Genomic DNA, 21352 nt, shown 5'->3' with positions numbered 1-21352 from the left:
CGATAAACTCCCCTAACTTAATCCAGCCCTACTGGATTAAGTTAAAATATCTTTTTGCGATCTCTTTCATCTTTCAAAATTTCAACGGATTCCCGGAAACGCAAGGAATGGACATTTTCTCTTTCCCGGAGGAATCTAAGTGCATCAGTTAGCCCCGGGTCATCTGAAAGGTCAATGAGCCATTGATATGTCGCCCGTGCTTTCTCTTCTGCAGCGATATCCTCATACAAATCAGCGATTGGGTCGCCTTTTGCTTGAATGTATGTCGTTGTGAATGGGACGCCGTTCGCATTTTCATAGAAAAGTGCATGGCCGTGGTTAGCAAAATGCCCCGCAAGTCCGGCTTCTTCCATTTGTTGAGGTGTTGCATCCTTCGTAAGTTTATAAATCATCGTTGCCAACATTTCCAGGTGAGAGAATTCTTCGGTGGCAATATCATTCAAAACGCCGATCACTTTGTCGGGAACGGTGTACCTTTGATTCATATAGCGCAGGGCTGCTGCGAGCTCGCCGTCCGCTCCGCCGTATTGTTCCATGATATACCTAGCCAATTTCGGATTGCATGTGGTTACTTCCACTGGATACAGAAGCTTTTTCTCATAGACCCACATTCAGTCTCCCCCTTTCACCGTTGCCACGGCCACGGTGGTTGATTCCAGCGCCAGCCTACTTCAATAGCCTGTTCGGAAGGTATGGAATAGAGCGAAAGGGGTCCGTATCGATTTTCATATTGGCGTCTAAGTCGGGCAGCCTCTTTAATAGCTTCCCTCCATTGGTCCAGAGCTTCTTCATCGTTTGGATGTGTATTCGTGTATAATGTCAATTCGACGACGACAAAATCGGCTTCCTGCACGCGCTGCATCATTAAACGTTCTTCTTCGAATTCATTCACGAAATACCCTCCTCGCGAGAGAATCCGTCGGCAAGGATCGGCCAAAGTGTACCATGGCGGAGCGCCTGCTCTGGTGTGAACTGCGGAAGTCCTGGCGGTTGAAAACCAATGAACAGTTGAGGTGGCAATACAAACTTCTTCACCCTAATGGGCGGACACGGGTCAAGTGGGGAAATGTATGGTTCGAAGCTTCCCCGATATGACGGTCGTTCCAAATCTCATCACTCCTCAAGCTATGTTATGCGAGAGGATGAGAAGTGATTCTATTGCCTACATGTCTTTTTCAAATAAAAATTTATTGAACCATTTCGCACATTGATAGATTTCTTTCCAATAGGGATCATTATCTTCCACCGCCCAGCAAGCATATAAGGTGGACATTGAAATTGCAGCTTTCAATAGCTTATCGCGATTCATTTGCAAAAGATCACTAATCAGATCGACTCTTAGCTTCAGTAGATTTTCCGGATCAGGCTTTTTGAAGAGATGATTGATCATGAAGGAAACTACGTCGAGGTAAGGGACACCGGCAACGCCTTTCGGATCAATCGCAAGCCAACCTCTTTCGTTTGAATACAAGATGTTTTCATGGTGCAAATCGCCGTGCAGCAGTCCGTTTTCCGTTGTGGTCTGCTGAATTTCATTTAGAAACTCTGCCGCCGTCGTAACCCATTCACTTGGAATCGGCCCATCGTTCTTAGGGTAATTGCTTTGGTATTTCGAGAAGGCGCTTGCCCAGTGAAGGACAGTTGGAAAGTCGGCATCATTCGGCAATGGTCGACGGATCTGTTTCCAGACGCGGCAGAACTGTTGAACGACGACTGTTTCATCTGTTACCGTGCAGAGCATCGTTCCGGGATCGAGTTTTTCGAGCAACATGGCTCCCCGGTGGACGTCCGCTTTCAACAGTTTCGCACATCCTTGCCCATTATAGAGCTGCAATGTGCGGATCTCGTTTTCAAGATCGAATCCCGGCAAGCCCATTTTTAAGATGTACGGGTGGTTGTTCTCATCCATTACATTCATGACATAATTATAGGATAGATTTGTGACTGGGTTCTCCAGTGTCAACCCCCATACTTCCGCCATGTGATCTACATTACTCTCTAATGACTGAAGCCATTCTTCCCCCGGTTTCCCGAAACAGTTTCTAATTTTCTCTTGAAATGAAGTTGGCATGTCCATACATAGTTCCCCTTAAATTAATTTAGCCATATAATATTCATCAACATATTGACCGCCGACGAACAACGATTCTCTTTTCAAGCCTTCTTTACTAAAACCTGATTTTTCATAGAGGACGATTGCAGCTGTATTAGTGGTCATTACAGTTAATTCAAGACGGTGAAGCCTATTTTCAATGGCCCATTTGTCCATTGAAGTAAAAAGGGCCTTGCCCACTCCTTTTCCGCGATACTTCTCGGATACGCCGATGACTATGTAAGCTGAATGCTTATTTCGATACGCCGTTCCAGCTATCACCATTAAATAACCAACCAGAGAACCTTCTATCTCTGCCACGAGAATAGTTGATGCATCAGTTCCAAACGACTCAATACGCTCTTTTAATTGTTCTACGGACAAGCTTCTTTCCCCCGCTCCGTAGAGCATCGTATCCGTAGTCCTTTCAACTTCTTCAATGAGCTGAACTAGCTGCCTTGCATCTGTGCTATGAACTTGTCTAGTGTTCATTAGAACCACGCCCCTTTCCTGTATTCAAAGTAGACCCGAAACTTTATTAGTATAGTAAATCGGCTTCGCTAGTTTGTAATCCAATGCGCAAATGAATTACTGGCTCCCCTTCTCCGAAGAAACATTGTATTATCCCCCAATCGTTTCGATGTCTTCCCAGTAATATGCAATCTCCTTGAATTCCTCTCCGCCTATGTCGATCATTGATTCATCTATCGCTAGTCCGCCCAGTGATTCATAGAAAGTTTTTGATGAATTGCGTTCAAGCACCCATACAAGCATGGATTTGAATCCTTGTTCTTTCAGCTTTTGCGTGATTACTTGCGTCAGTTTCTTACCAATCCCCTGACCTTGCACTTCATTTAATAAATAAATTGCATATAACTCCCCATCCGCGTCATAGTTGCCCGTCCGTTCTCTGCCCCCTGTTGCAAAGCCGACAATCCTACCGCTCTCGTCTTCAGCAACATAAATAGCGCTTTTCCCGATTCCCCTGCGCCAATTTTCAGCACGCTGCTCGTACGATAGATTTTGCAAGACGGAATCGGAAACGATCCCCTTGTAAGTCGTCCTCCAACTGTCAACATGCACACGGGCGATACCCCTTTCATCGCCCATTACGGCTTCTCTGATTCTCATATTCGTCCCTCCCATTGGCTTTAGTTTACAGCAATTAATGAAATAATAGAATTAATCTTACAAAAAAGGTCATGTACAGGTTTTTTTCTTCTATTTAAGGTTATCGATCATTTTCACATTTTTATCGGTCATTTACCGAGAGTTATCGATCAATTGCAAGAAGTTATAGGTCACTTTCACAAAGTTATCGGTCACTTCCCGGTAGTTATCGTCATTTCGTGACTTAGGACTCACTCCATTTCGCCAAATCCACACCAAAAAAACCGCCACATTTCCATTGCAATGCGGCGGCACTTCACTTTCTATGCAAACCTACGGTGAACCTTCTTTCCATCATATGAAAACACGACTTGTTTATTGTCCACATACGTCTCCAAATGGACGATGCGGCCCCATAGTTGGTGGATGTACGGCAGGACGTGTTCTAAATAGGGTACATCCAGCTCGGTTTCTTCGTATTTATGCACTAAGTAGAGCTCTCCGTTGCGAACGTAATCCCCGTCATACACCACTAGATAAGGAAAGCCCCCGTTCACCCGCTGTGCAATTAGACGGTCTTGCACGCTTCGATATTCCTTATCTGAGATTTTATAATGGCTTCCTTTTTTCTCGAAGATATATAAATCTTCTTTTTGTACAAGTTCTTTCGTTAAATAGTTGCGGATGAAGGAAATGTCGGAGTCCATCTCTCTCACTTCAAACATTCTCTCCCGCCCTGATCCGGGCTTCACCCCTAATTCAATCATCTCTTCTGTTGGGTGATTATATCGCCGTTCGATGTCTTCAAAGATTTTCAACCCTAAATAATATGGATTGATGGACGTTCTGGACGGCTGGATGACATTGGCATTCAACTTTGCAAACTCAATCGTTTCGTCGGCCGTCAAGTCCATTTCCCGTAGAATCCGCTGATGCCAGAACGTTGCCCATCCTTCATTCATAATCTTCGTTTCCATTTGCGGCCAGAAATACAGCATTTCTTCACGGATCATTGTCAATATATCTCGTTGCCATTCTTCTAATTCCCGGCTATTTTCCAAGAGGAATAACAATAGATCCTTCTCTGGGGAAGCAGGCGTCTTTTTCCGTTTCGATTCCGCCGGCGGCTTCAGCCTCTTATGATCCATTTCCCATAAATCATCGTACATCGTCTTCCGGATGATCGGCGCGTCATCCTCCTGCTCCACTTCTTCGTTTCCATGACGCCAGCGGACGAGGGACGGGTCGATATGCTCTTGGATGGCAAGCACTGCATCTAAGAAACGTTCTACCTCTTCATTCCCATAAATCTTTTCATATTCGGCAATCCGCTCTGCGGTTGCGGTCATGCTTTCGACCATGTCCCTCCTCGTATTCGAAAAACGGACATTGTTTTTGAAGAAATCGCAGTGCGCTAAAACATGGGCAATGATCAGTTTGTTTTGTATCAACGTATTGGTTTCCAGCAGAAAAGCATAACAAGGATTGGAGTTGATGACGAGTTCGTATATTTGACTGAGACCTAAATCATATTGAAGCTTCATCTTATGGAACTGTTTGCCGAAGCTCCAATGTGAGAATCGTGTCGGCATCCCATACGCACCAAATGTATAAATGATATCCGCAGGACAGATTTCATAGCGCATCGGATAGAAATCCAACCCGAACCCTTTCGCAATCTCTGTGATCTCCTCAACTGCATATTGCAGCGCCTTGTGCTCCGTCATACGGATCCCTCCAGGCGTTTATGGAAAAACTTTTTCAAAGCATAGTACACATCCTTGTTTTCCTTCAGTACATAATGCCGGAATTTCGGGTCTTCGATTTTTTGATACGTATTCATCAATGTTGAATATCGGCTATGTGCATTCACTTCCCCGTAGCCGAACATATTCGATACTCCCATGAGCTCTTCCACTAATGACAAGCATTTTCCATTATCCGACGACATGTTTTCCCCATCCGAAAAATGGAAGGGATAAATATTATAGCGGGAAGGATGATATTTCTTGGCGATGAGATCGAGCGCTTTTTCATAGGCGGTCGAGCAAATCGTGCCTCCGCTCTCCCCTTTTGAGAAAAAATCCATTTCCGAAACGACTTTCGCAATCGTATGATGGGCGATGAATTCTATATCCACTTTTTCATATTTCGTGCGCAAAAACTTCGTCATCCAGAAATAAAAGCTTCTCGCCATGTATTTTTCAAAACTGCCCATCGAAGCGCTCGTATCCATCATCATGAGTACGACTGCCTTCGATTGAGGTTTGACGACTTCATCCCACGTTTTAAAACGGAGATCATCATTGTAGATCGGCATGATTTCAGCATGGCCTTCCATGGCATTCCTTTTGAACGCTGCAATGATCGTCCGTTTTTTATCAATGTTCCCAATGAGCCCTTTTTTCCTGATGTCATTGAACGTGATGTCTTCTTCTATGATTTCCGCTTGTTCCCTTTTTTCAAGATTCGGCAATTCTAGCTCTCTGAATAGCGTCTCTTCGATTTCGGCGAGCGATACTTCCGCTTCATAAAAATCCTGGCCAGGCTGATCGCCCGCCTGTTTGCCTTTCCCTGCACTTTGACTTCCATCGCTTGCAACTACGTCTCCCACTTGGCTATCCCCGCCGCCTTGGCCGACATGCTTCGATTTGCTGTGGTTATAACGGATTTTATATTCGTCCAAAGATCGTATCGGTATTTTTATGACGTCCCTGCCATCCGACATGACGATGCTTTCTTCACTGATCAATTCGGGAAGATTGTTATGGATCGCTTTCTTCACTTTATCCGAATGTCGTTTCTGATCCTGATATCCTTTTCGGTGAAGCGACCAGTTTTCCTGGGAGACGACAAATGATTCGCTCTGCTCTTCATGCATTTCTATTCACCTACTCCAGTCCACTCATTTTTTTAGTATATGCAACGAATGGCGGTTTTTGATATGGGAGGATTCTCTTATCGGTTCAACAGGCTGCCGACGTACCTCAGCAATTCATTGGCTGAGATTGAATTATAACCATATTCATCTATGAGCCTTGCCACGACTTCATTGATTTTCTTCAAATGATTCTCGTCAGGCGTCGTTGATGAAGTCGTGATTTTGACAACATCTTTCAAGTCCGCGAACAGCTTCTTCTGAATCGCCTCCCGCAGCCGTTCGTGGGATTTGTAATCAAACCGCTTGCCTTTCCTTGCGTATGCGGAAATCCGGATGAGGATTTCTTCACGGAAAGCCCTTTTCGCATTCTCTGAGATTCCGATCTGCTCTTCAATGGAACGCATAAGCTTTTCATCCGGATTCATCTCTTCGCCGGTGAGAGGATCTTTCATTTTGTGCTTATTGCAGAAGGCTTCAACGTTATCCAAATAGTTATCCATCATCGTCCGTGCAGATTCTTCGTACGAATAGACGAATGCCTTCTGAACTTCTTTCTTCGCAATTTCATCAAATTCCTTGCGTGCAATTGATATATAATTCAAATATTCCTCTTTGTCGTCCTTTGAAATAGATGCATGCTGATCCAATCCTTCTTTTAAGGAACGCAACACATCGAGCGCATTAATCGCATCCACTTCTTTACGAATGATTGCCGACGAGATCCGGTTGATGACATATCTAGGGTCGATGCCGTCCATGCCTTCATTCGGAAACTCTTTTTTCAACTCTTCCAGATCCACGGAGTTAAAACCTTCCACATTTTCACCGTCATACAACCGCATCTTCTTTACAATATCGATTCCTTGCTTTTTTGATATTTTCAAGCGCGTGAGGACGGAGAAGATGGCAGCGACCCTGAGGGCATGCGGAGCGATATGCACATGAGACATATCACTTTCGCGTATCATTTTTTCGTAGATCTTTTCTTCCTGACTCACTTTCAAGTTATAAGGGATCGGCATGACAATGATCCGGGAATGCAGCGCTTCATTCTTCTTATTGGAAATGAAGGCCCGATATTCGGTTTCATTCGTATGCGCGACGATCAATTCGTCCGCACTAATCAATGCAAATCTGCCCGCCTTGAAGTTCCCTTCTTGCGTCAGCGATAATAGATGCCAGAGGAATTTTTCATCAAGCTTGAGCATCTCCTGGAATTCCATCATTCCACGGTTCGCTTTGTTCAACTCCCCGTCAAAACGGTAAGCGCGAGGGTCGGATTCGGAGCCGTATTGGGCAATTGTCGAAAAGTCGATGCTGCCGGTCAAATCCGCGATATCTTGGGATTTTGGATCGGATGGGGTGAACGTCCCGATTCCCACACGTTTGTCTTCTGAAAAGAAGATTCGTTCAACGAGTACATCTTCAATCCGGCCGCCGTATTCTGTTTCAAGGCGCATCGTATTCAACGGGGAAAGACTTCCTTCAATCCGAATTCCAAATTCCGCGAAGAAATCATCTCGCAGATATTCCGGGATCAAGTGCAGCGGGTCTTCATGCATCGGACATCCTTTAATGGCATAAACCGCACCTTCATCCGTCCTCGAATATTGTTCTAGTCCACGTTTCAACAGAGTGACGAGAGTGGACTTCCCTCCGCTGACGGGACCCATTAGCAATAAGATCCTTTTTCGCACATCGAGCCGTTTTGCTGCAGGGTGGAAATATTCGTTGACTAGCCGCTCGACCGTATCTTCGAGGCCGTAAATCTCATTTTCGAAAAAGCGGAATTTTGTATACCCGTGTTCTTTCGTTTGTCCATGGCTTTTAATCATTTCATACACTCTCGAATGTGCCGTTTGTGCAACTTCTTTACGTTCCTGTAGGATGTTTAAATACTCAGCAAAGGTGCCTTCCCACTTCAACTTGCTTTCTTCTTCACGGAAATGTTCCAACTTACGTAAAATATCCATTCAATTCCCTCCATTCAGGGCCTGGTTTCAATCATTGTATGCGAGGAGGCTCAGTAAAATGAGACATATAAAACAAGCGGCTAAACGAATATGCTCGTTTAGCCGCTTCTGTTAGTTTTCCGGATATGTTTTTCTCAGAAATATAATGGATTGTTTGATGAGCTGCTGCAAAACTGCGATGTCGATATCATCCACTTTATTAATGTACACACACGCTTTACCTGATGTATGCTTCCCGAATTTGGTTAATAGCGCGTCACGTTCAGAATCACCAGGAGCGAAATAGAGGCTTGTCTTCGCTTTGCGGGGGGAAAAGCCAACTAATGGCGCGTCCCCTTCATGCCCCGTTTTATAGACATAATGATACGATCCGAAGCCAATGATGCTCGGTCCCCACATTTTTGCTTCATAGCCCGCCGTCTCCGTAAAGATGTCCAATAATCGATAAGCGTCCTCCCGCTTTTTCTGACTCTCTACCGCTTCAATGAATTCAATGACACTGGCGTCCGTTTCCTTCGTTTTTTGCTCGTACATTATTTTATTTCCCTCCCCTGGGTCTGAATGATCCAAATACTTGATATTACACCGATCTTATACTAACGTTGAAGCAACGTAGCTCCTATATTTTCCTACTACTTTAAAGCTTATCGGAACCTATTGCAAAGCGGAAATAAATTATCTTGACTCGGAAGTTTTTTACTCTATAATTAAAATGATTTTGTCGATTTTGTCGAATAAAGGAGGGATATTCAGGTTGGAAAATAAGCTGAAGTTATACGGCTTTAACAACCTCACCAAAACACTTAGCTTCAACATCTATGATGTGAGCTATGCAAAAAGTGAGCGGGAACAAAAAGATTATATTGCCTACATCGATGAGCAATACAATTCGGAACGGTTGACGAACATTCTATATGATGTGACGGAGATCGTTGGAGCCCATGTATTGAATGTGAGCAAACAGGATTATGATCCGCAAGGTGCAAGTGTCACCATCCTGATTACAGAGGAGACACTCCCTGTCGCCGTGATCGATGAGTCGTGCAACCGGGGGGAAATCGATATACTGAAGACCCGGGATTCGGTTGTTGGTCATTTGGATAAAAGCCATGTCACTGTTCATACGTATCCTGAATATCACCCGGATAATTCGATCGCCACTTTCCGTGTCGACATCGAAGTGTCGACTTGTGGTGAAATTTCCCCTTTGAACGCACTGGATTATCTGATAGGCAGCTTCGACTCTGATATTATCACGACCGATTATCGCGTCCGCGGTTTTACTCGTGACGATAGAGGGAAGAAGTTATTCATGGACCATAAAATGACGTCGATCCAGGATTATATCGACAGTGAGACATTGCAGAAATATGATGCCATCGATGTCAATGTATATCAATCAAATATCTTCCATACAAAGCTGCTGATTAAAGACATCAATTTACAAAATTACCTTTTCAATACGGATGTATATGAAATACCTCCGAAAGAAAGGCTGAATATTACGAACAATTTACGTAAAGAGATGATTGAAATTTTCAGCGGATCCAATATATATGAAGAGTGAGAGGACGGTGTTGGACATTCTTTCACAATCGAAAGCCCCAATTATGGAGGCTCTAAACAATTACAAAAAGATGCGGGTGGTTCCTTTCGATGTCCCCGGCCATAAACGTGGCAGAGGAAATGAGGAACTGACCGCTTTTTTAGGTGAAAACTGCATGACGGTCGATGTCAATTCGATGAAACCGTTGGATAATCTGATTCATCCTGTGTCTGTTATCCGGGAAGCCGAGGAGCTGGCAGCAGAAGCTTTCGGAGCGAAGCACGCCTTTTTCATGGTGAACGGGACTACTTCCGCTGTACAAGCGATGGTTATGACGGCATGCAAGGCGGGTGAAAAGATCATCATGCCCCGAAATGTGCACCGCAGCGCCATCAATGCTCTCATCTTAAGCGGAGCAATTCCTGTCTATGTCAATCCTGGCGTGAACAATGAACTCGGAATCCCTCTTGGAATGGCGGTAAAGGATGTCGAGAGGGCGATCCTGGAGCATCCAGATGCAAAAGCGATCCTCATCAACAATCCGACCTATTACGGAATCTGCTCGAATATGCAGGCGATCACAGACCTGGCACACCGGCATGGCATGCTTGTCCTCGTCGACGAGGCACATGGGACACATTTTTATTTCAGTGACGACTTGCCTGCTTCAGCAATGTCAGTCGGTGCCGATATGGCCTCTGTCAGTATGCATAAATCGGGCGGTTCATTGACTCAGAGCTCATTGCTGTTGATCAATAACGATGTGAGCGAAGGGTACACGAGACAGATCATCAATTTGACGCAAACGACGAGCGGCTCGTATCTGCTCCTCTCCTCCCTTGACATTTCACGGAAAAACCTCGCTTTGAATGGACAGATGATCTTCCGGAAAGTCGGGGAAATGGCACAGTATACCCGTGAAGAAATTAACAAGATCGGCGGTTACTATGCTTTCTCCGAGGAGTTGAAAAACGGTGATACGATTTTCGATTTCGATACAACAAAGCTATCTGTCCATACGCTTGAGCTAGGATTGGCAGGTGTCGAAGTGTATGACATTCTGCGGGATGAATATGACATCCAAATCGAGTTCGGGGACATCGGCAATATCTTGGCGTATATATCAGTCGGAGACCGCCGGTTGGATCTCGAACGGCTCGTCTCGGCACTTGCTGAAATCAAAAGACGCTATAGCAAGGACAAAGGCGGCTTGTTCGATCATGAATATATAACTCCTCAAGTCGTCTATACGCCCCAAAAAGCGTTTTATGCACCGAAGGAGACGCTTCCTATCAATGACAGCGCCGGCCGTATTGCCAGCGAATTCGTCATGGCCTACCCGCCCGGCATACCAATATTGGCGCCTGGTGAACGGATCACTCCCGAGATTTTGCAATACATCCAATATTGCAAGGACAAGGGCAGCTTCATGACAGGTACGGAAGATAGCAAAATCGAGCATATCAACGTTTTGAAGGAGGCTGAGCAATGAATTTATGGTATAAGGAAAACCATTCGCCGGACGTCCAATTTTCGATGAGAGTCATTGAGCACCTATATACCGGGAAAAGCGAATTCCAGAAAATCGATGTTTTTGAAACAGCTGAATTCGGCCGAGTTCTCACATTGGACGGCTACGTCATGGTAACTGAGAAGGATGAATTCATATATCATGACATGATCACCCACGTTCCGATGGCAACGAATCCCGGCATTAAGAAAGTGCTCGTCATAGGGGCTGGAGATGGCGGCACGATTCGGGAACTGACGAAATATGATTCAATCGAGCATATTGATATGGTGGAAATCGATGAAATGGTCGTTGACGTATGCCGGGAGTTCATCCCCCAAACCGCTGGCAAACTCGACGATCCCCGCGTTCATCTTCATTTCGAGGATGGCTTGAAATTTGTCCGTTCCCGAGATGATGAATACGATTTGATCATAGTCGACTCGACGGATCCATTCGGACCGGGGGAAGGCTTGTTCACTAGGGAATTTTACGGAAACTGCTATAAAGCGCTGAATGAAGAAGGCATTCTTGTCAATCAACACGAAAGCCCTTTTTATGAAGAAGATGCCCTAGGCATGCAGCGAGCGCATAAACGGATCATCGGGTTCTTCCCGGTATGCGAAGTGTACCAACTTCACATTCCAACGTATCCGTCGGGTCATTGGCTATTCGGTTTCGCCTCAAAAAAGTTTGATCCAATAAAAGATTTGGATGCAGATGCTTGGAATCAGCTCGGCTTGCAAACAAAGTATTACAACACCGATATCCACGTCGGCTCATTTGCCTTGCCGAACTACGTAAAGGAGCAATTGAAAGATGTTGAATAAAAATATTGAAACATTCATTGGATGTGACAATGAATATGACGAATCAGGCATCGTCGTTTTCGGCGCCCCTTTCGATTCGACGACGTCATTCCGTCCCGGCACCCGCTTTGCAAGCAAGGTGATGCGCGGTGAATCCTTCGGAATCGAGACCTATAGTCCTTATCAGGATAAAGATCTGGAAGATATCCCTGTTTATGACGGCGGAGATCTTGAGTTGAGTTTTGGCAACACGGAAAGGGCTTTAGGCCAAATCGAGGAATATACCCGGAAAGTCGTGCAGGACGGCAAAATCCCTTGCATGATCGGCGGGGAGCATTTAGTGACGCTTGGATCAGTCCGTGCCGTCGCGGAGCAATACCCTGATTTGCATATCATCCAATTCGATGCTCATGCAGATTTGCGGGACGATTACCTCGATGAGAAATTATCACACGCAACGGTTATCCACCGCGTTTGGGATATCGTCGGTGATGATCGAATCTTCCAATTCGGCATCCGCTCCGGAGACCGCAGCGAGTTCCAATGGGGCAAAGATCATGTATTTACGAATAAATTCAATTTTAATGGACTGGAAGATATCGTTGATAGATTACAAGGTAAACCGGTTTATTTAACAATCGATTTAGATGTGTTAGATCCTTCCGTCTTTCCTGGTACTGGAACTCCCGAAGCTGGCGGAGTCAGTTTCATGGAATTATTACAGGCGATTTTGACAGTAAGCGACCTCAATATTGTCGGCTGTGATGTCAATGAGCTGTCACCAATTTATGATCAAAGTGGTGTATCCACTGCAGTCGCTTGTAAAGTGCTGCGCGAACTTTTATTGGCAGTAACTAAACAAAATTAAGAGGGGTGTTTTGATTGGGTAAAGCGTTAATCATTGGAGCAGGTGGAGTAGCTAGTGTTGTTGTGCATAAATGTGTACAAGTACCTGACGTGTTTGAAGAAATATGCATCGCGAGCCGTACAAAATCGAAATGTGATGCGTTAAAGGAAAAGCTTGACGGCGGCCGCACAAAAATCCAGACAGCGCAAGTCGACGCGGACAATGTCGAAGAATTGGTTGAACTGATCAACAGCTTCAAGCCGGACATCGTCATCAACGTCGCATTGCCTTACCAGGACTTGACGATTATGGATGCGTGCCTTGCAACGGGCGTCAACTATTTGGATACAGCAAACTATGAGCCACTTGATACGGCGAAATTCGAATATAAATGGCAATGGGCATACCGCGAAAAATTCGAGGAAGCAGGTCTAACTGCAATCCTAGGCTGCGGCTTCGACCCAGGTGTAACGGGCGTTTTCTCTGCTTATGCGCAGAAGCACTATTTTGACGAAATCCATCAGATTGATATTGTCGACGCGAACGCTGGAGACCACGGCTATCCATTCGCAACGAACTTCAACCCGGAGATCAACATCCGTGAGATAACGGCGAACGGCCGCTATTGGGAGAACGGCGAGTTCGTCGAAACACCGCCACTATCCGAAAAACGCGTATACGACCTGCCGGAAATCGGCCCTAAAGATGTATACCTTCTCTATCACGAAGAGTTGGAGTCACTCGCACAAAACATTAAAGGAATCCAGAAAATCCGTTTCTGGATGACGTTCTCTGAAAAATACTTGACGCATTTGAAAGTGCTTGAGAATGTCGGCATGACGTCGATTGAACCAATCGAATTTGAAGGCCAACAAATTGTTCCGTTGCAGTTCCTAAAAGCTGTTCTTCCTGACCCAGCTTCCCTCGGACCGCGCACAAAAGGAAAAACAAATATCGGTTGTATCTTCCAAGGAACGAAAGATGGAGAAGAAAAAACGTATTACGTCTATAACGTTTCTGACCACCAGGAATGCTACCGCGAAGTCGGTTCCCAAGCAATTTCCTACACGACAGGCGTGCCGGCAATGATCGGCGCAATGCTCTTCTTGAAAGGCGAATGGAAAAAACCTGGCGTTTATAACGTCGAAGAGTTCAATCCGGATCCATTCATGGAAGCATTGAACGAATACGGTCTGCCTTGGCAGGAAGATTTCAACCCAGAGCTGATCGATTGATAGGAGGCAAGCAACAAATGAAGTTGAATTTCGATCCACACGCAGTCCCCTCCCCTTCGTATGTAGTCGATGAAGGGCTACTAATTAAAAACTTGGAACTGCTCAAGTCGATCATTGACCGGACAGGCTGCAAAATTTTATTGGCCCAAAAAGGGTTTTCGATGTTCTCCGTCTATCCGCTCATCGGACAATATTTGAACGGAGTGACCTCAAGTGGCTTATTGGAAGCGAAATTAGGATATGAAGAGATGGGGAAAGAGGTTCATACGTACTCCCCTGCCTTTTCAGAAGCTGATTTTGAAGAAATCCTGTCGTACTCCGATCATCTTGTGTTCAACTCGTTTGACCAATGGAGACGTTTCAGGGATAAAGTAAAAAACTATCCAAAGCATATTGAATGCGGCATTCGGATCAATCCCGAGTACTCGGAAATTGAAGTTGATATGTATAATCCCTGCTTCACTTTTTCACGATTCGGCGTGACGCTTGAGCATTTTGAACCTGAAGAGCTCGAAGGAATCAGCGGCTTGCATTTCCATACGATGTGCGAGCAGAATTCCGACACACTCGCCCGGACGATTCAAGTCGTTGATGAAAAGTTCGGCAAGTACTTGAAAGATATGAAATGGATCAATTTCGGCGGCGGCCACCATATTACCCGTCCCGACTATGATGTTGAGACACTCGTCGAATCGATTCTTTTCATGAAAGAGAAATATGGACTTGATGTGTATTTGGAACCAGGCGAAGCGATCGCATTGAACACCGGTTTCCTCGTAACGACTGTGTTGGATACGTTGCATAACGGAATGCCGCTTGCCATTTTGGACACTTCGGCTTCCTGCCATATGCCGGACGTTCTGGAAATGCCGTACCGCCCAGAAATCATCGGTGCTGGACTGCCGAACGAGAAAGCCTTCACATATCGGTTTGGCGGACCTACCTGCCTAGCGGGGGATGTCATCGGAGATTACTCGTTTGATCAGCCGTTAACGGCCGGCGATAGGCTTGTCTTCTGTGACATGGCCCATTATTCAATGGTGAAGAACAACACATTCAACGGCATGGAGTTACCTGCGATTGTATTAAACACGGTTGCAGATGGTCCGAAAATCATCAAGGAATTTGGTTATGAGGATTTTAAAGAACGTTTGTCTTAATCCGATTGGTTTGTCATCTTTAACTATCACAACTAGTATCATCGGATATCAAATATTCCGATGATACTAGTTGTTTATGCTTTCTGAGGTGCATAAGTGAATCCTTGAATATCAGTCGAACCAAAGATGATTAATAGCAATAAGACAATTAATATAACTATGTTTATGAATGAATTCCCTGAGAAACTCTTCGTATCACTCATTATTATCTCCCCTGTTCTCTATTCATGCGTTTTTGAATCCCATCAAAAATTTCATCGATTGTTATGTCTCCATTTTCGTTTAAGAAATCCGCCATTTTATTACTATTCTTCGAGTCATTCTGGAAAGCGCCGATTAATGTCACCGAAACAGTTGGGCTATTTCGATAAAGGAGTACAGAATCCACTTTCAACTTGCCCAATAACAGAAGTGATGCTGCGATGATTTCCAAATCTTTTCCCTTTAATAGGTCGTTTAGGGTATACGACGGATTGACATTTCCATTATTATTCCTCTTATGCAAATTAGACACTTCCTTTTTCGGGTGAGTGCGTAACCCCATCATATTTTAGTGTATGAGCTAGTTCTCAAAGAAGTGTGTACAATATTGATTACCCTGTTTACCACCATAAAAAAGCCCGGAGCTCCGCTTCTGTAAGCAGTTTCCGGACCTCGTGGTTTTATTGATTACCAAGCAATTCAAGGATATCTTCAGATACGTATGTTTTATTGCCGCCAATCAACTCAGGCGCAATCGCGAATTGTTGAAGGCTTTTATTGTAACCGTACATTTTCTCACCGCGAGTGATTGTGATAGAGACATTCCCTTTTGTCAGAAGTGCCCCATTCGACTGGGAGCGCACAACGTAACTTAGCTCTTCCGCAACTTTTCGCAATGGAATCATCTTTACGCCATCTTTCATGTAATGGTCGGTATCAATTATCGTTAAAACAGTGATCGGAACACCTGGAGTTCCTTCATCGCTCAACGGATGTAATGCGATGATTTTCGTGGGTGGCGTTTGTGGCGGCAAGCTTCTCGTCGTGATGGAATAAAAAACGACCAATTCTTTGCCTTTCAAGTCAGCCTTTTTAATTTTATCGCCCTCTTGGTTTACGATTTTCGTTTCTTCCCCTATGTTCAGCTTCAATTCTTTATCCACGCTGAGGAAGTCTTCATCGAATTTGCCGACTTTTACGTTGCCCGGTTTTTCTTCATCGATGACGAAGAAGATTTCCGGCGTTATTTGTGCTGGATAGATCAAGATCATTGGCTTGTTTTTATCGTAATATGCTTCCACTTTCATGTCTTTTTTCAAGTCGGCCGGCTTCATGTCATTTGCCGTACCGCTATTGAATAGAAGTGTCTTGTCTTGAATGCGGAAAATTGTAATGAGCCCTTGATCGTTTTCAACAGTTACCATCCGTTCATTTTCACTGTCCTCGATTTTCGTAATAACCCCTGGCGCTCTCACATAATCCGAAGCATCCTTCACTTCTTCATTTTTCAACTGAATCATATCCTCGTTCGCCTGAACTGCATAAGGATACAAAGCACTGCCTGCCAATAATGCGGTTAATGCAACTGCTCCAAGTTTTTTCATAATCTCTCTCTCCTTAATTCGGTATTCAATGAATCAGACGGAGTGTATTGGTAAAAGTTACATTAATTAAATACAGTCACCTTTTCATCTCGTCCGGCTTTCAATCCGAAAATAAGGAAGAGCAGTGAAGCTATCATAAAAATCAACAACGGACTTTTCCAAGAATCTGTCGCATCATGAAGAAACCCAAAAAGCACAGGGCCGATAGCTGCAAGCAGATAACCAGATGATTGGGCCATTCCCGATAACTCTGCGGCCTCAGTATGGGTCTCCGTCCGCAGTGTGAAAAACATCATCGCAAGTCCAAAGGAAGCACCGCCGGCAATTCCGATTGCAGCCATCCATAATGGCGTCCAAGATAATCCCCCTGCGAGGACACCCCCATAACCGATTAAATATAAAGCCGCTATGCCAACTACGATTATCCTCTGATCCTTCAATCTGCCTGCCAGAACTGGAATGATGAAGGTCATCGGCAACTGTGATAATTGTAAAAAGGAAAACATCCAGCCCGCTTTCTCAGCTGTCATTCCTTCAGATATGAGTATTTCAGGCAGCCATGCAGCTGTACAATAGAATAGCAGCGACTGCAGTCCCATGAAAAATGTGACTGCCCAAGCAATCGGTGAACGCCATAAGACAACTGGCTTCTCCACCGAAGATTTTTTAATTTGCGGTTGCAAGGAGATTTTGTTTTTCATTTGGGGCAACCATAATAGCAATGCAAGAAAGGACAAGGCAGCCCAGATTGCTAATGCACCTTGCCAACCATATCCTGTATGAATAACAATCGGTGCGCTGATGCCAGAAGCGGTTGTCGCTGAAATATTCATGGCAACCGAGTAGATTCCGGTCATTACCCCAATATGTAATGGAAAGCTCAATTTTAACAACGCTGGCAGTAACACATTTCCGAACGCGATAGCAACGCCGATCAGGAAAGTCCCAGCGACTAAAAACAATATGGATCCGGCCGAACGAATTATAATGCCGACCGTCAATAAACATAGAGAAAGGAATAGAGTCAATTCCATACCCAATCTCTTTGATAGTTTAGGGGCAATTGGCGATATGAAGGCGAATGCCAATAGTGGGATTGTCGTCAAGAAGCCTGCCAGTACATTCGACATTCCAAGCCCGTCCCGTATCGGGCCGATAATCGGGCCTACGGATGTCAACGGTGAACGCAACGTTGAAGCGATGAAAATGATGCCGATAATTAATAAAAATGTATTCTTTTCAAAGCCTATCTTCTTAGGATAACTGTAATTTTCTTCGGGCTTCATGTGGCGGTCTTCCTTTCGTTATAAATGCCATTCGAGCATATCATAATGGGAGATCTTTCTAAAGAGGTGGTGTGAGGGATAGGTTTTGCGCGAGTTCGAGGCAGTTTTGCTCATTTTGGTACTATTGGACCCCTCCGTAACACGAATAGAACAACGCAAAACGGACCTCACCAATCATGAGATCCGTTTTGTTTATCTTATATAGTTGTCGGCACGAGCAAGATTGACGTCAATACGTCGACTGCCTGATCGATTTCCTCTTCAGTGACAGTCAAAGGCGGCAACAAGCGAATTACATCGGTACCTGCTTGCACGACGAGCAGTCCCGCTTCTTCCGCTTGGCGGATGAAAGAGGCAACGTCTCTCTTGCAATCAATGCCGATAAGCAACCCTTGTCCCCTGATGTCAAATCGATCAGGCGGCAGGCTCTCTTTCAATTTCCGAATCAAAGCAGCTGACTTTTCATTGACTTCTTTCAAAAACCCTTCCTCGAAAACAAAATCCACTACTGTCTGCGCAACTGCGACTGCGAGCGGGTTCCCTCCGAATGTGGTGCCATGCGTCCCCGGTCCGAATGTATCGAATAGTTCACCGGTTCCGAGCATCGCCCCAATCGGGAAGCCCCCGCCCAATCCTTTGGCGAGTGTCATAATGTCAGGTTTTAAACCATTCTGCTCGTAGGCATAGCGCGTGCCGGTTCTTCCGATGCCGGTCTGTACTTCATCCACAATGCATAAAATCCCCTTCGAATTGCAATTGTCGGAAATAACAGCAGCGAACTCGGGAGTCACTGCGTGGATTCCACCTTCCCCTTGGATCACTTCAAGCATGATCGCCGCCACATCATCATCCATAACCGCTTCCAGAGCTGCCGGGTCATTGAACGGCACCGTCTTGAACGTTTCAAGCATCGGTCCGAATCCTTGCTTGATCTTCTCCTGGCCAGTCGCCGCCATCGCTCCGAATGTACGTCCATGGAACGATTGGCCGAAAGTGATGATCGTCGATTTGCCCGTATGCTTTCTTGCAAGTTTGATGGCTGCTTCATTCGCCTCCGCTCCGCTGTTGCAGAAGAAAGCATGGGAGAAGTGTGTATCTTTCATTAATGAAGCAGCAAGCTTTTCCTGCTCGGGGCTTTCGAATAAATTCGATACATGCCACAGTTTTTCGCTTTGAACTTGAATCGCATTGACGATTGCAGGGTGGGCGTGACCTAGACTGACGACAGCTATGCCGCTAGTAAAATCAAGGTAATTCTTGCCATCTGCATCTTCTACGACAGTCCCCTCGCCTTTAACTAGATGCACCGGTCGCCGTGCATAATTATTAAATAACATACTCAAATGATGACCTCCTCAACTCCGATTGTTGTGCCTGCCAAATGCTGATCTGCAATTTGCACGGATGGCACGCCGGCATCCAAGCAGGCGATTGCAGCAATCACTTTCGGAATCATTCCACCGTATATATCCCCTGCCTCAATCCAGTTCGCGATTTCACCTGGCGAGACTACCGTTTGAATTTCATTTCCAATCTTTATTCCTGGTGTGTCCGTCACAAACAGGAGGCTTGAAGCGCCAATCGCCAGTGCAATTTTGCTAGCAACTGTATCCGCATTGATATTGAGTGGTTCACCGCATTCTGTTGCACCGATACAAGATACGACCGGGACAATTCCTGCGGCTAGTAATTTTTTAAGCAGACGATCATTCACATCCTGTATGTCACCGACAAAGCCATATCGTTCTTTATCGAGCAATGTACATATCAATAGTTTTCCGTCAAATCCACTCAGTCCGATTGCATCGATGCCTTCACGATTTAACTGATGGACGAGTGAGGGATTCACTTCACCGATCAAGACATCCCTCACGATGGCTATGGATTGATCGCACGTGACCCGAATGCCATTGTCGATATTCGACGCAATTGCATTCTTCCGTAATGCTGTATTGATGGAAGGCCCGCCCCCATGGACGATGACAATTTCATAGCCTTCACTTTTCATCTCATGGAATTTCTTAAAAAAACCGTTTTGCAACCCCTCGAGCATACTGCCCCCGAGCTTAATGACAATCCGTTTACGATCGGTAAGAAGCATTGATTTGGACGTAGTCATATGTCAAATCGCACCCCCATGCTATGCCGTGGCCATTTCCTTTATTCAAACCGACGTAGATCTTCACTTCGGGCTGTTTTAAATATAGCAGCAGCTGCTCTTCCGAGAAGATGACCGGCTCGCCGTCCTTGACGACTGGTGTGTCACCGATCTTTATTGTAATTCCTAGAGGATCGACGGACGCGCCGCTATACCCGACCGCTGCAATGACCCTCCCCCAGTTCGCATCACAACCGAATACAGCCGTTTTGACAAGTGGAGACCCGACGACTGTCTTTGCGATTTTCCTCGCTTCTGCGTCTGTGACAGCTCCATCCACTTCCACTTCGATGAGCTTTGTCGCCCCTTCTCCATCCTTTGCAATCATTTTTGCGAGGTCTTGTGCAACCGCATGCAACGTCTGGATGAAGGAGTCCCAGTCGGGATGCGCAGGAGATAATGGTTGATTGTCCGCCATACCGTTCGCCAGTACGAGGACCATGTCGTTCGTGGATGTATCCCCATCGACCGTAATCGAGTTGAATGTCACATCCGTCACGGACTTCAACGCTTCCTGTAAATGGACAGAGTCGATTTTCGCATCCGTCGTAATGAAGCCGAGCATCGTTGCCATATTCGGTTCAATCATCCCTGAACCTTTCGCCGTTCCCGCGACGATGACTTCCTTGCCATCCACTTCAGTTCGGTAGGCAGTGTTCTTCGTGACCGTATCCGTCGTCAAGATTGCTTGAGAAAACTGAATGGACCCTTCTAGCGTGTTCGTCGGATTCAGTTGTTCGATTCCTTTCAGCAAAGGCTGCATATTCAATTTCTCGCCAATAACGCCTGTCGACGCCACTCCTACCAAGTCCGGAGTGATGCCGAATTGCTCGGCCGTCTTCTCCTGCATCAGGAGCGCATCGATCATGCCCTGTTTCCCGGTGCATGCATTCGCATTGCCTGAATTGACGATGACCGCCTGCATCTTCCCATTTTGGTGCACAACTTCCTTCGTCACTACAAGAGGGGCTGCCTGGATGGCGTTCGTTGTAAAAACACCTGCCACACTCGCTGGGACGTCGCTGAGCAATACCGCCAAATCATATTTCTTGTGCTTCAGTCCGCAATGGATGCCGACCGCTTTGAACCCTTTAGGTGTTGCTATATTTTTGCCTGATACGGGTTTCAATTGTTGAACAGCTACCACCATACCAACTCC

Annotated in this window: 22 protein-coding genes; 6 read left to right on the top strand and 16 right to left on the bottom strand. The window is 45.5% G+C overall.

Annotation, left to right across the window (positions count from 1 at the left end):
- Positions 1 to 41 precede the first annotated feature (41 nt).
- The 10 genes from M3193_RS00490 to M3193_RS00445 form a co-directional block, all read right to left on the bottom strand.
- Positions 42 to 611, bottom strand: coding sequence for a manganese catalase family protein (locus tag M3193_RS00490; protein ID WP_251623655.1), 570 nt, complete (start codon positions 609 to 611; stop codon positions 42 to 44).
- A gap of 14 nt (positions 612 to 625) precedes the next feature.
- Complete coding sequence (locus M3193_RS00485; protein ID WP_251623654.1) at positions 626 to 892, bottom strand: spore coat protein CotJB; 267 nt, start codon at positions 890 to 892, stop codon at positions 626 to 628.
- Positions 889 to 1107, bottom strand: coding sequence for a spore coat associated protein CotJA (locus M3193_RS00480; RefSeq protein ID WP_251623653.1), 219 nt, complete (start codon positions 1105 to 1107; stop codon positions 889 to 891). Before M3193_RS00480 ends, M3193_RS00485 begins: the two co-directional genes overlap by 4 nt.
- Positions 1108 to 1162: 55 nt before the next feature.
- Positions 1163 to 2077: an aminoglycoside phosphotransferase family protein gene (locus M3193_RS00475; protein ID WP_251623652.1), complete on the bottom strand. Its 915-nt coding sequence runs from the start codon at positions 2075 to 2077 to the stop codon at positions 1163 to 1165.
- A gap of 12 nt (positions 2078 to 2089) precedes the next feature.
- Positions 2090 to 2584: a GNAT family N-acetyltransferase gene (locus M3193_RS00470; RefSeq protein ID WP_251623651.1), complete on the bottom strand. Its 495-nt coding sequence runs from the start codon at positions 2582 to 2584 to the stop codon at positions 2090 to 2092.
- Positions 2585 to 2713: 129 nt separating this feature from the next.
- Positions 2714 to 3223: a GNAT family N-acetyltransferase gene (locus M3193_RS00465; RefSeq protein WP_251623649.1), complete on the bottom strand. Its 510-nt coding sequence runs from the start codon at positions 3221 to 3223 to the stop codon at positions 2714 to 2716.
- Positions 3224 to 3525: 302 nt separating this feature from the next.
- Positions 3526 to 4929 carry a SpoVR family protein gene (locus M3193_RS00460; protein WP_285851777.1) on the bottom strand — a complete coding sequence of 468 codons (1404 nt, stop codon included), beginning with the start codon at positions 4927 to 4929 and terminating at the stop codon, positions 3526 to 3528.
- On the bottom strand, positions 4926 to 6083 hold the full coding sequence (yhbH, locus tag M3193_RS00455; RefSeq protein WP_251623647.1) for a sporulation protein YhbH: 1158 nt from the start codon (positions 6081 to 6083) through the stop codon (positions 4926 to 4928). The genes M3193_RS00460 and yhbH overlap by 4 nt, the downstream gene beginning before the upstream one ends.
- A gap of 77 nt (positions 6084 to 6160) precedes the next feature.
- On the bottom strand, positions 6161 to 8056 hold the full coding sequence (locus tag M3193_RS00450) for a PrkA family serine protein kinase (protein ID WP_251623645.1): 1896 nt from the start codon (positions 8054 to 8056) through the stop codon (positions 6161 to 6163).
- A 111-nt stretch (positions 8057 to 8167) separates the two neighbouring features.
- On the bottom strand, positions 8168 to 8590 hold the full coding sequence (locus tag M3193_RS00445; RefSeq protein WP_251623643.1) for a DUF1801 domain-containing protein: 423 nt from the start codon (positions 8588 to 8590) through the stop codon (positions 8168 to 8170).
- Between the two features lie 220 nt (positions 8591 to 8810).
- On the opposite strand from M3193_RS00445, the gene speD reads away from it, so the two are divergent.
- Genes speD through nspC form a run of 6 tightly spaced genes read left to right on the top strand, consistent with a single transcriptional unit; the run spans position 8811 to position 15163 of the window.
- Positions 8811 to 9623 carry an adenosylmethionine decarboxylase gene (gene speD / locus M3193_RS00440; RefSeq protein ID WP_251623642.1) on the top strand — a complete coding sequence of 271 codons (813 nt, stop codon included), beginning with the start codon at positions 8811 to 8813 and terminating at the stop codon, positions 9621 to 9623.
- Positions 9613 to 11094, top strand: a complete 1482-nt coding sequence (locus M3193_RS00435; RefSeq protein ID WP_251623641.1) for an aminotransferase class I/II-fold pyridoxal phosphate-dependent enzyme — start codon at positions 9613 to 9615, stop codon at positions 11092 to 11094. Before speD ends, M3193_RS00435 begins: the two co-directional genes overlap by 11 nt.
- Positions 11091 to 11942 carry a polyamine aminopropyltransferase gene (gene speE / locus M3193_RS00430; protein WP_251623640.1) on the top strand — a complete coding sequence of 284 codons (852 nt, stop codon included), beginning with the start codon at positions 11091 to 11093 and terminating at the stop codon, positions 11940 to 11942. The genes M3193_RS00435 and speE overlap by 4 nt, the downstream gene beginning before the upstream one ends.
- Entirely contained in the window at positions 11932 to 12789 is an 858-nt protein-coding gene (gene speB, locus M3193_RS00425; protein WP_251623639.1) for an agmatinase, read from the top strand. The genes speE and speB overlap by 11 nt, the downstream gene beginning before the upstream one ends.
- 14 nt (positions 12790 to 12803) lie before the next feature.
- A complete protein-coding gene (locus M3193_RS00420; protein ID WP_251623638.1) occupies positions 12804 to 14003 on the top strand; it encodes a saccharopine dehydrogenase family protein in 1200 nt (399 codons plus the stop codon).
- Between the two features lie 17 nt (positions 14004 to 14020).
- The gene (gene nspC, locus M3193_RS00415) at positions 14021 to 15163 is read left to right on the top strand and encodes a carboxynorspermidine decarboxylase (RefSeq protein ID WP_251623637.1); all 1143 of its coding nucleotides are present in this window, start codon (positions 14021 to 14023) and stop codon (positions 15161 to 15163) included.
- 205 nt (positions 15164 to 15368) lie between these two features.
- On the opposite strand, the gene M3193_RS00410 is transcribed toward nspC, so the two are convergent.
- The 6 genes from M3193_RS00410 to argJ all read right to left on the bottom strand — a co-directional run bounded on the left by M3193_RS00410 (position 15369) and on the right by argJ (position 21343).
- Positions 15369 to 15668, bottom strand: a complete 300-nt coding sequence (locus tag M3193_RS00410) for a hypothetical protein (RefSeq protein WP_251623636.1) — start codon at positions 15666 to 15668, stop codon at positions 15369 to 15371.
- Between the two features lie 157 nt (positions 15669 to 15825).
- On the bottom strand, positions 15826 to 16749 hold the full coding sequence (locus M3193_RS00405) for a copper amine oxidase N-terminal domain-containing protein (RefSeq protein ID WP_251623635.1): 924 nt from the start codon (positions 16747 to 16749) through the stop codon (positions 15826 to 15828).
- A 62-nt stretch (positions 16750 to 16811) separates the two neighbouring features.
- A complete protein-coding gene (locus M3193_RS00400; RefSeq protein WP_251623633.1) occupies positions 16812 to 18035 on the bottom strand; it encodes a CynX/NimT family MFS transporter in 1224 nt (407 codons plus the stop codon).
- 197 nt (positions 18036 to 18232) lie between these two features.
- On the bottom strand, positions 18233 to 19372 hold the full coding sequence (locus tag M3193_RS00395; RefSeq protein WP_251627101.1) for an acetylornithine transaminase: 1140 nt from the start codon (positions 19370 to 19372) through the stop codon (positions 18233 to 18235).
- 2 nt (positions 19373 to 19374) lie between these two features.
- Positions 19375 to 20154, bottom strand: coding sequence for an acetylglutamate kinase (argB, locus tag M3193_RS00390; protein ID WP_251623631.1), 780 nt, complete (start codon positions 20152 to 20154; stop codon positions 19375 to 19377).
- On the bottom strand, positions 20117 to 21343 hold the full coding sequence (gene argJ / locus M3193_RS00385; RefSeq protein WP_251623629.1) for a bifunctional ornithine acetyltransferase/N-acetylglutamate synthase: 1227 nt from the start codon (positions 21341 to 21343) through the stop codon (positions 20117 to 20119). Before argJ ends, argB begins: the two co-directional genes overlap by 38 nt.
- Between the last annotated feature and the right edge of the window lie 9 nt (positions 21344 to 21352).

The organism is Sporosarcina luteola (genome assembly GCF_023715585.1).
GTDB lineage: Bacteria > Bacillota > Bacilli > Bacillales_A > Planococcaceae > Sporosarcina > Sporosarcina luteola_D.
This window is presented reverse-complemented; position numbering and strand designations above follow the sequence as displayed.

Bases quoted from the DNA above. Each gene is read 5' to 3' on its own strand.
- M3193_RS00490 (WP_251623655.1), bottom strand. From the start codon at position 611: ATGTGGGTCTATGAGAAAAAGCTTCTGTATCCAGTGGAAGTAACCACA.
- M3193_RS00475 (WP_251623652.1), bottom strand. From the start codon at position 2,077: ATGGACATGCCAACTTCATTTCAAGAGAAAATTAGAAACTGTTTCGGG.
- M3193_RS00470 (WP_251623651.1), bottom strand. From the start codon at position 2,584: ATGAACACTAGACAAGTTCATAGCACAGATGCAAGGCAGCTAGTTCAG.
- M3193_RS00465 (WP_251623649.1), bottom strand. From the start codon at position 3,223: ATGAGAATCAGAGAAGCCGTAATGGGCGATGAAAGGGGTATCGCCCGT.
- M3193_RS00460 (WP_285851777.1), bottom strand. From the start codon at position 4,929: ATGACGGAGCACAAGGCGCTGCAATATGCAGTTGAGGAGATCACAGAG.
- yhbH (WP_251623647.1), bottom strand. From the start codon at position 6,083: ATGCATGAAGAGCAGAGCGAATCATTTGTCGTCTCCCAGGAAAACTGG.
- M3193_RS00450 (WP_251623645.1), bottom strand. From the start codon at position 8,056: ATGGATATTTTACGTAAGTTGGAACATTTCCGTGAAGAAGAAAGCAAG.
- M3193_RS00445 (WP_251623643.1), bottom strand. From the start codon at position 8,590: ATGTACGAGCAAAAAACGAAGGAAACGGACGCCAGTGTCATTGAATTC.
- M3193_RS00435 (WP_251623641.1), top strand. From the start codon at position 9,613: ATGAAGAGTGAGAGGACGGTGTTGGACATTCTTTCACAATCGAAAGCC.
- speE (WP_251623640.1), top strand. From the start codon at position 11,091: ATGAATTTATGGTATAAGGAAAACCATTCGCCGGACGTCCAATTTTCG.
- speB (WP_251623639.1), top strand. From the start codon at position 11,932: ATGTTGAATAAAAATATTGAAACATTCATTGGATGTGACAATGAATAT.
- nspC (WP_251623637.1), top strand. From the start codon at position 14,021: ATGAAGTTGAATTTCGATCCACACGCAGTCCCCTCCCCTTCGTATGTA.
- M3193_RS00405 (WP_251623635.1), bottom strand. From the start codon at position 16,749: ATGAAAAAACTTGGAGCAGTTGCATTAACCGCATTATTGGCAGGCAGT.
- M3193_RS00400 (WP_251623633.1), bottom strand. From the start codon at position 18,035: ATGAAGCCCGAAGAAAATTACAGTTATCCTAAGAAGATAGGCTTTGAA.
- M3193_RS00395 (WP_251627101.1), bottom strand. From the start codon at position 19,372: ATGTTATTTAATAATTATGCACGGCGACCGGTGCATCTAGTTAAAGGC.
- argB (WP_251623631.1), bottom strand. From the start codon at position 20,154: ATGACTACGTCCAAATCAATGCTTCTTACCGATCGTAAACGGATTGTC.
- argJ (WP_251623629.1), bottom strand. From the start codon at position 21,343: ATGGTGGTAGCTGTTCAACAATTGAAACCCGTATCAGGCAAAAATATA.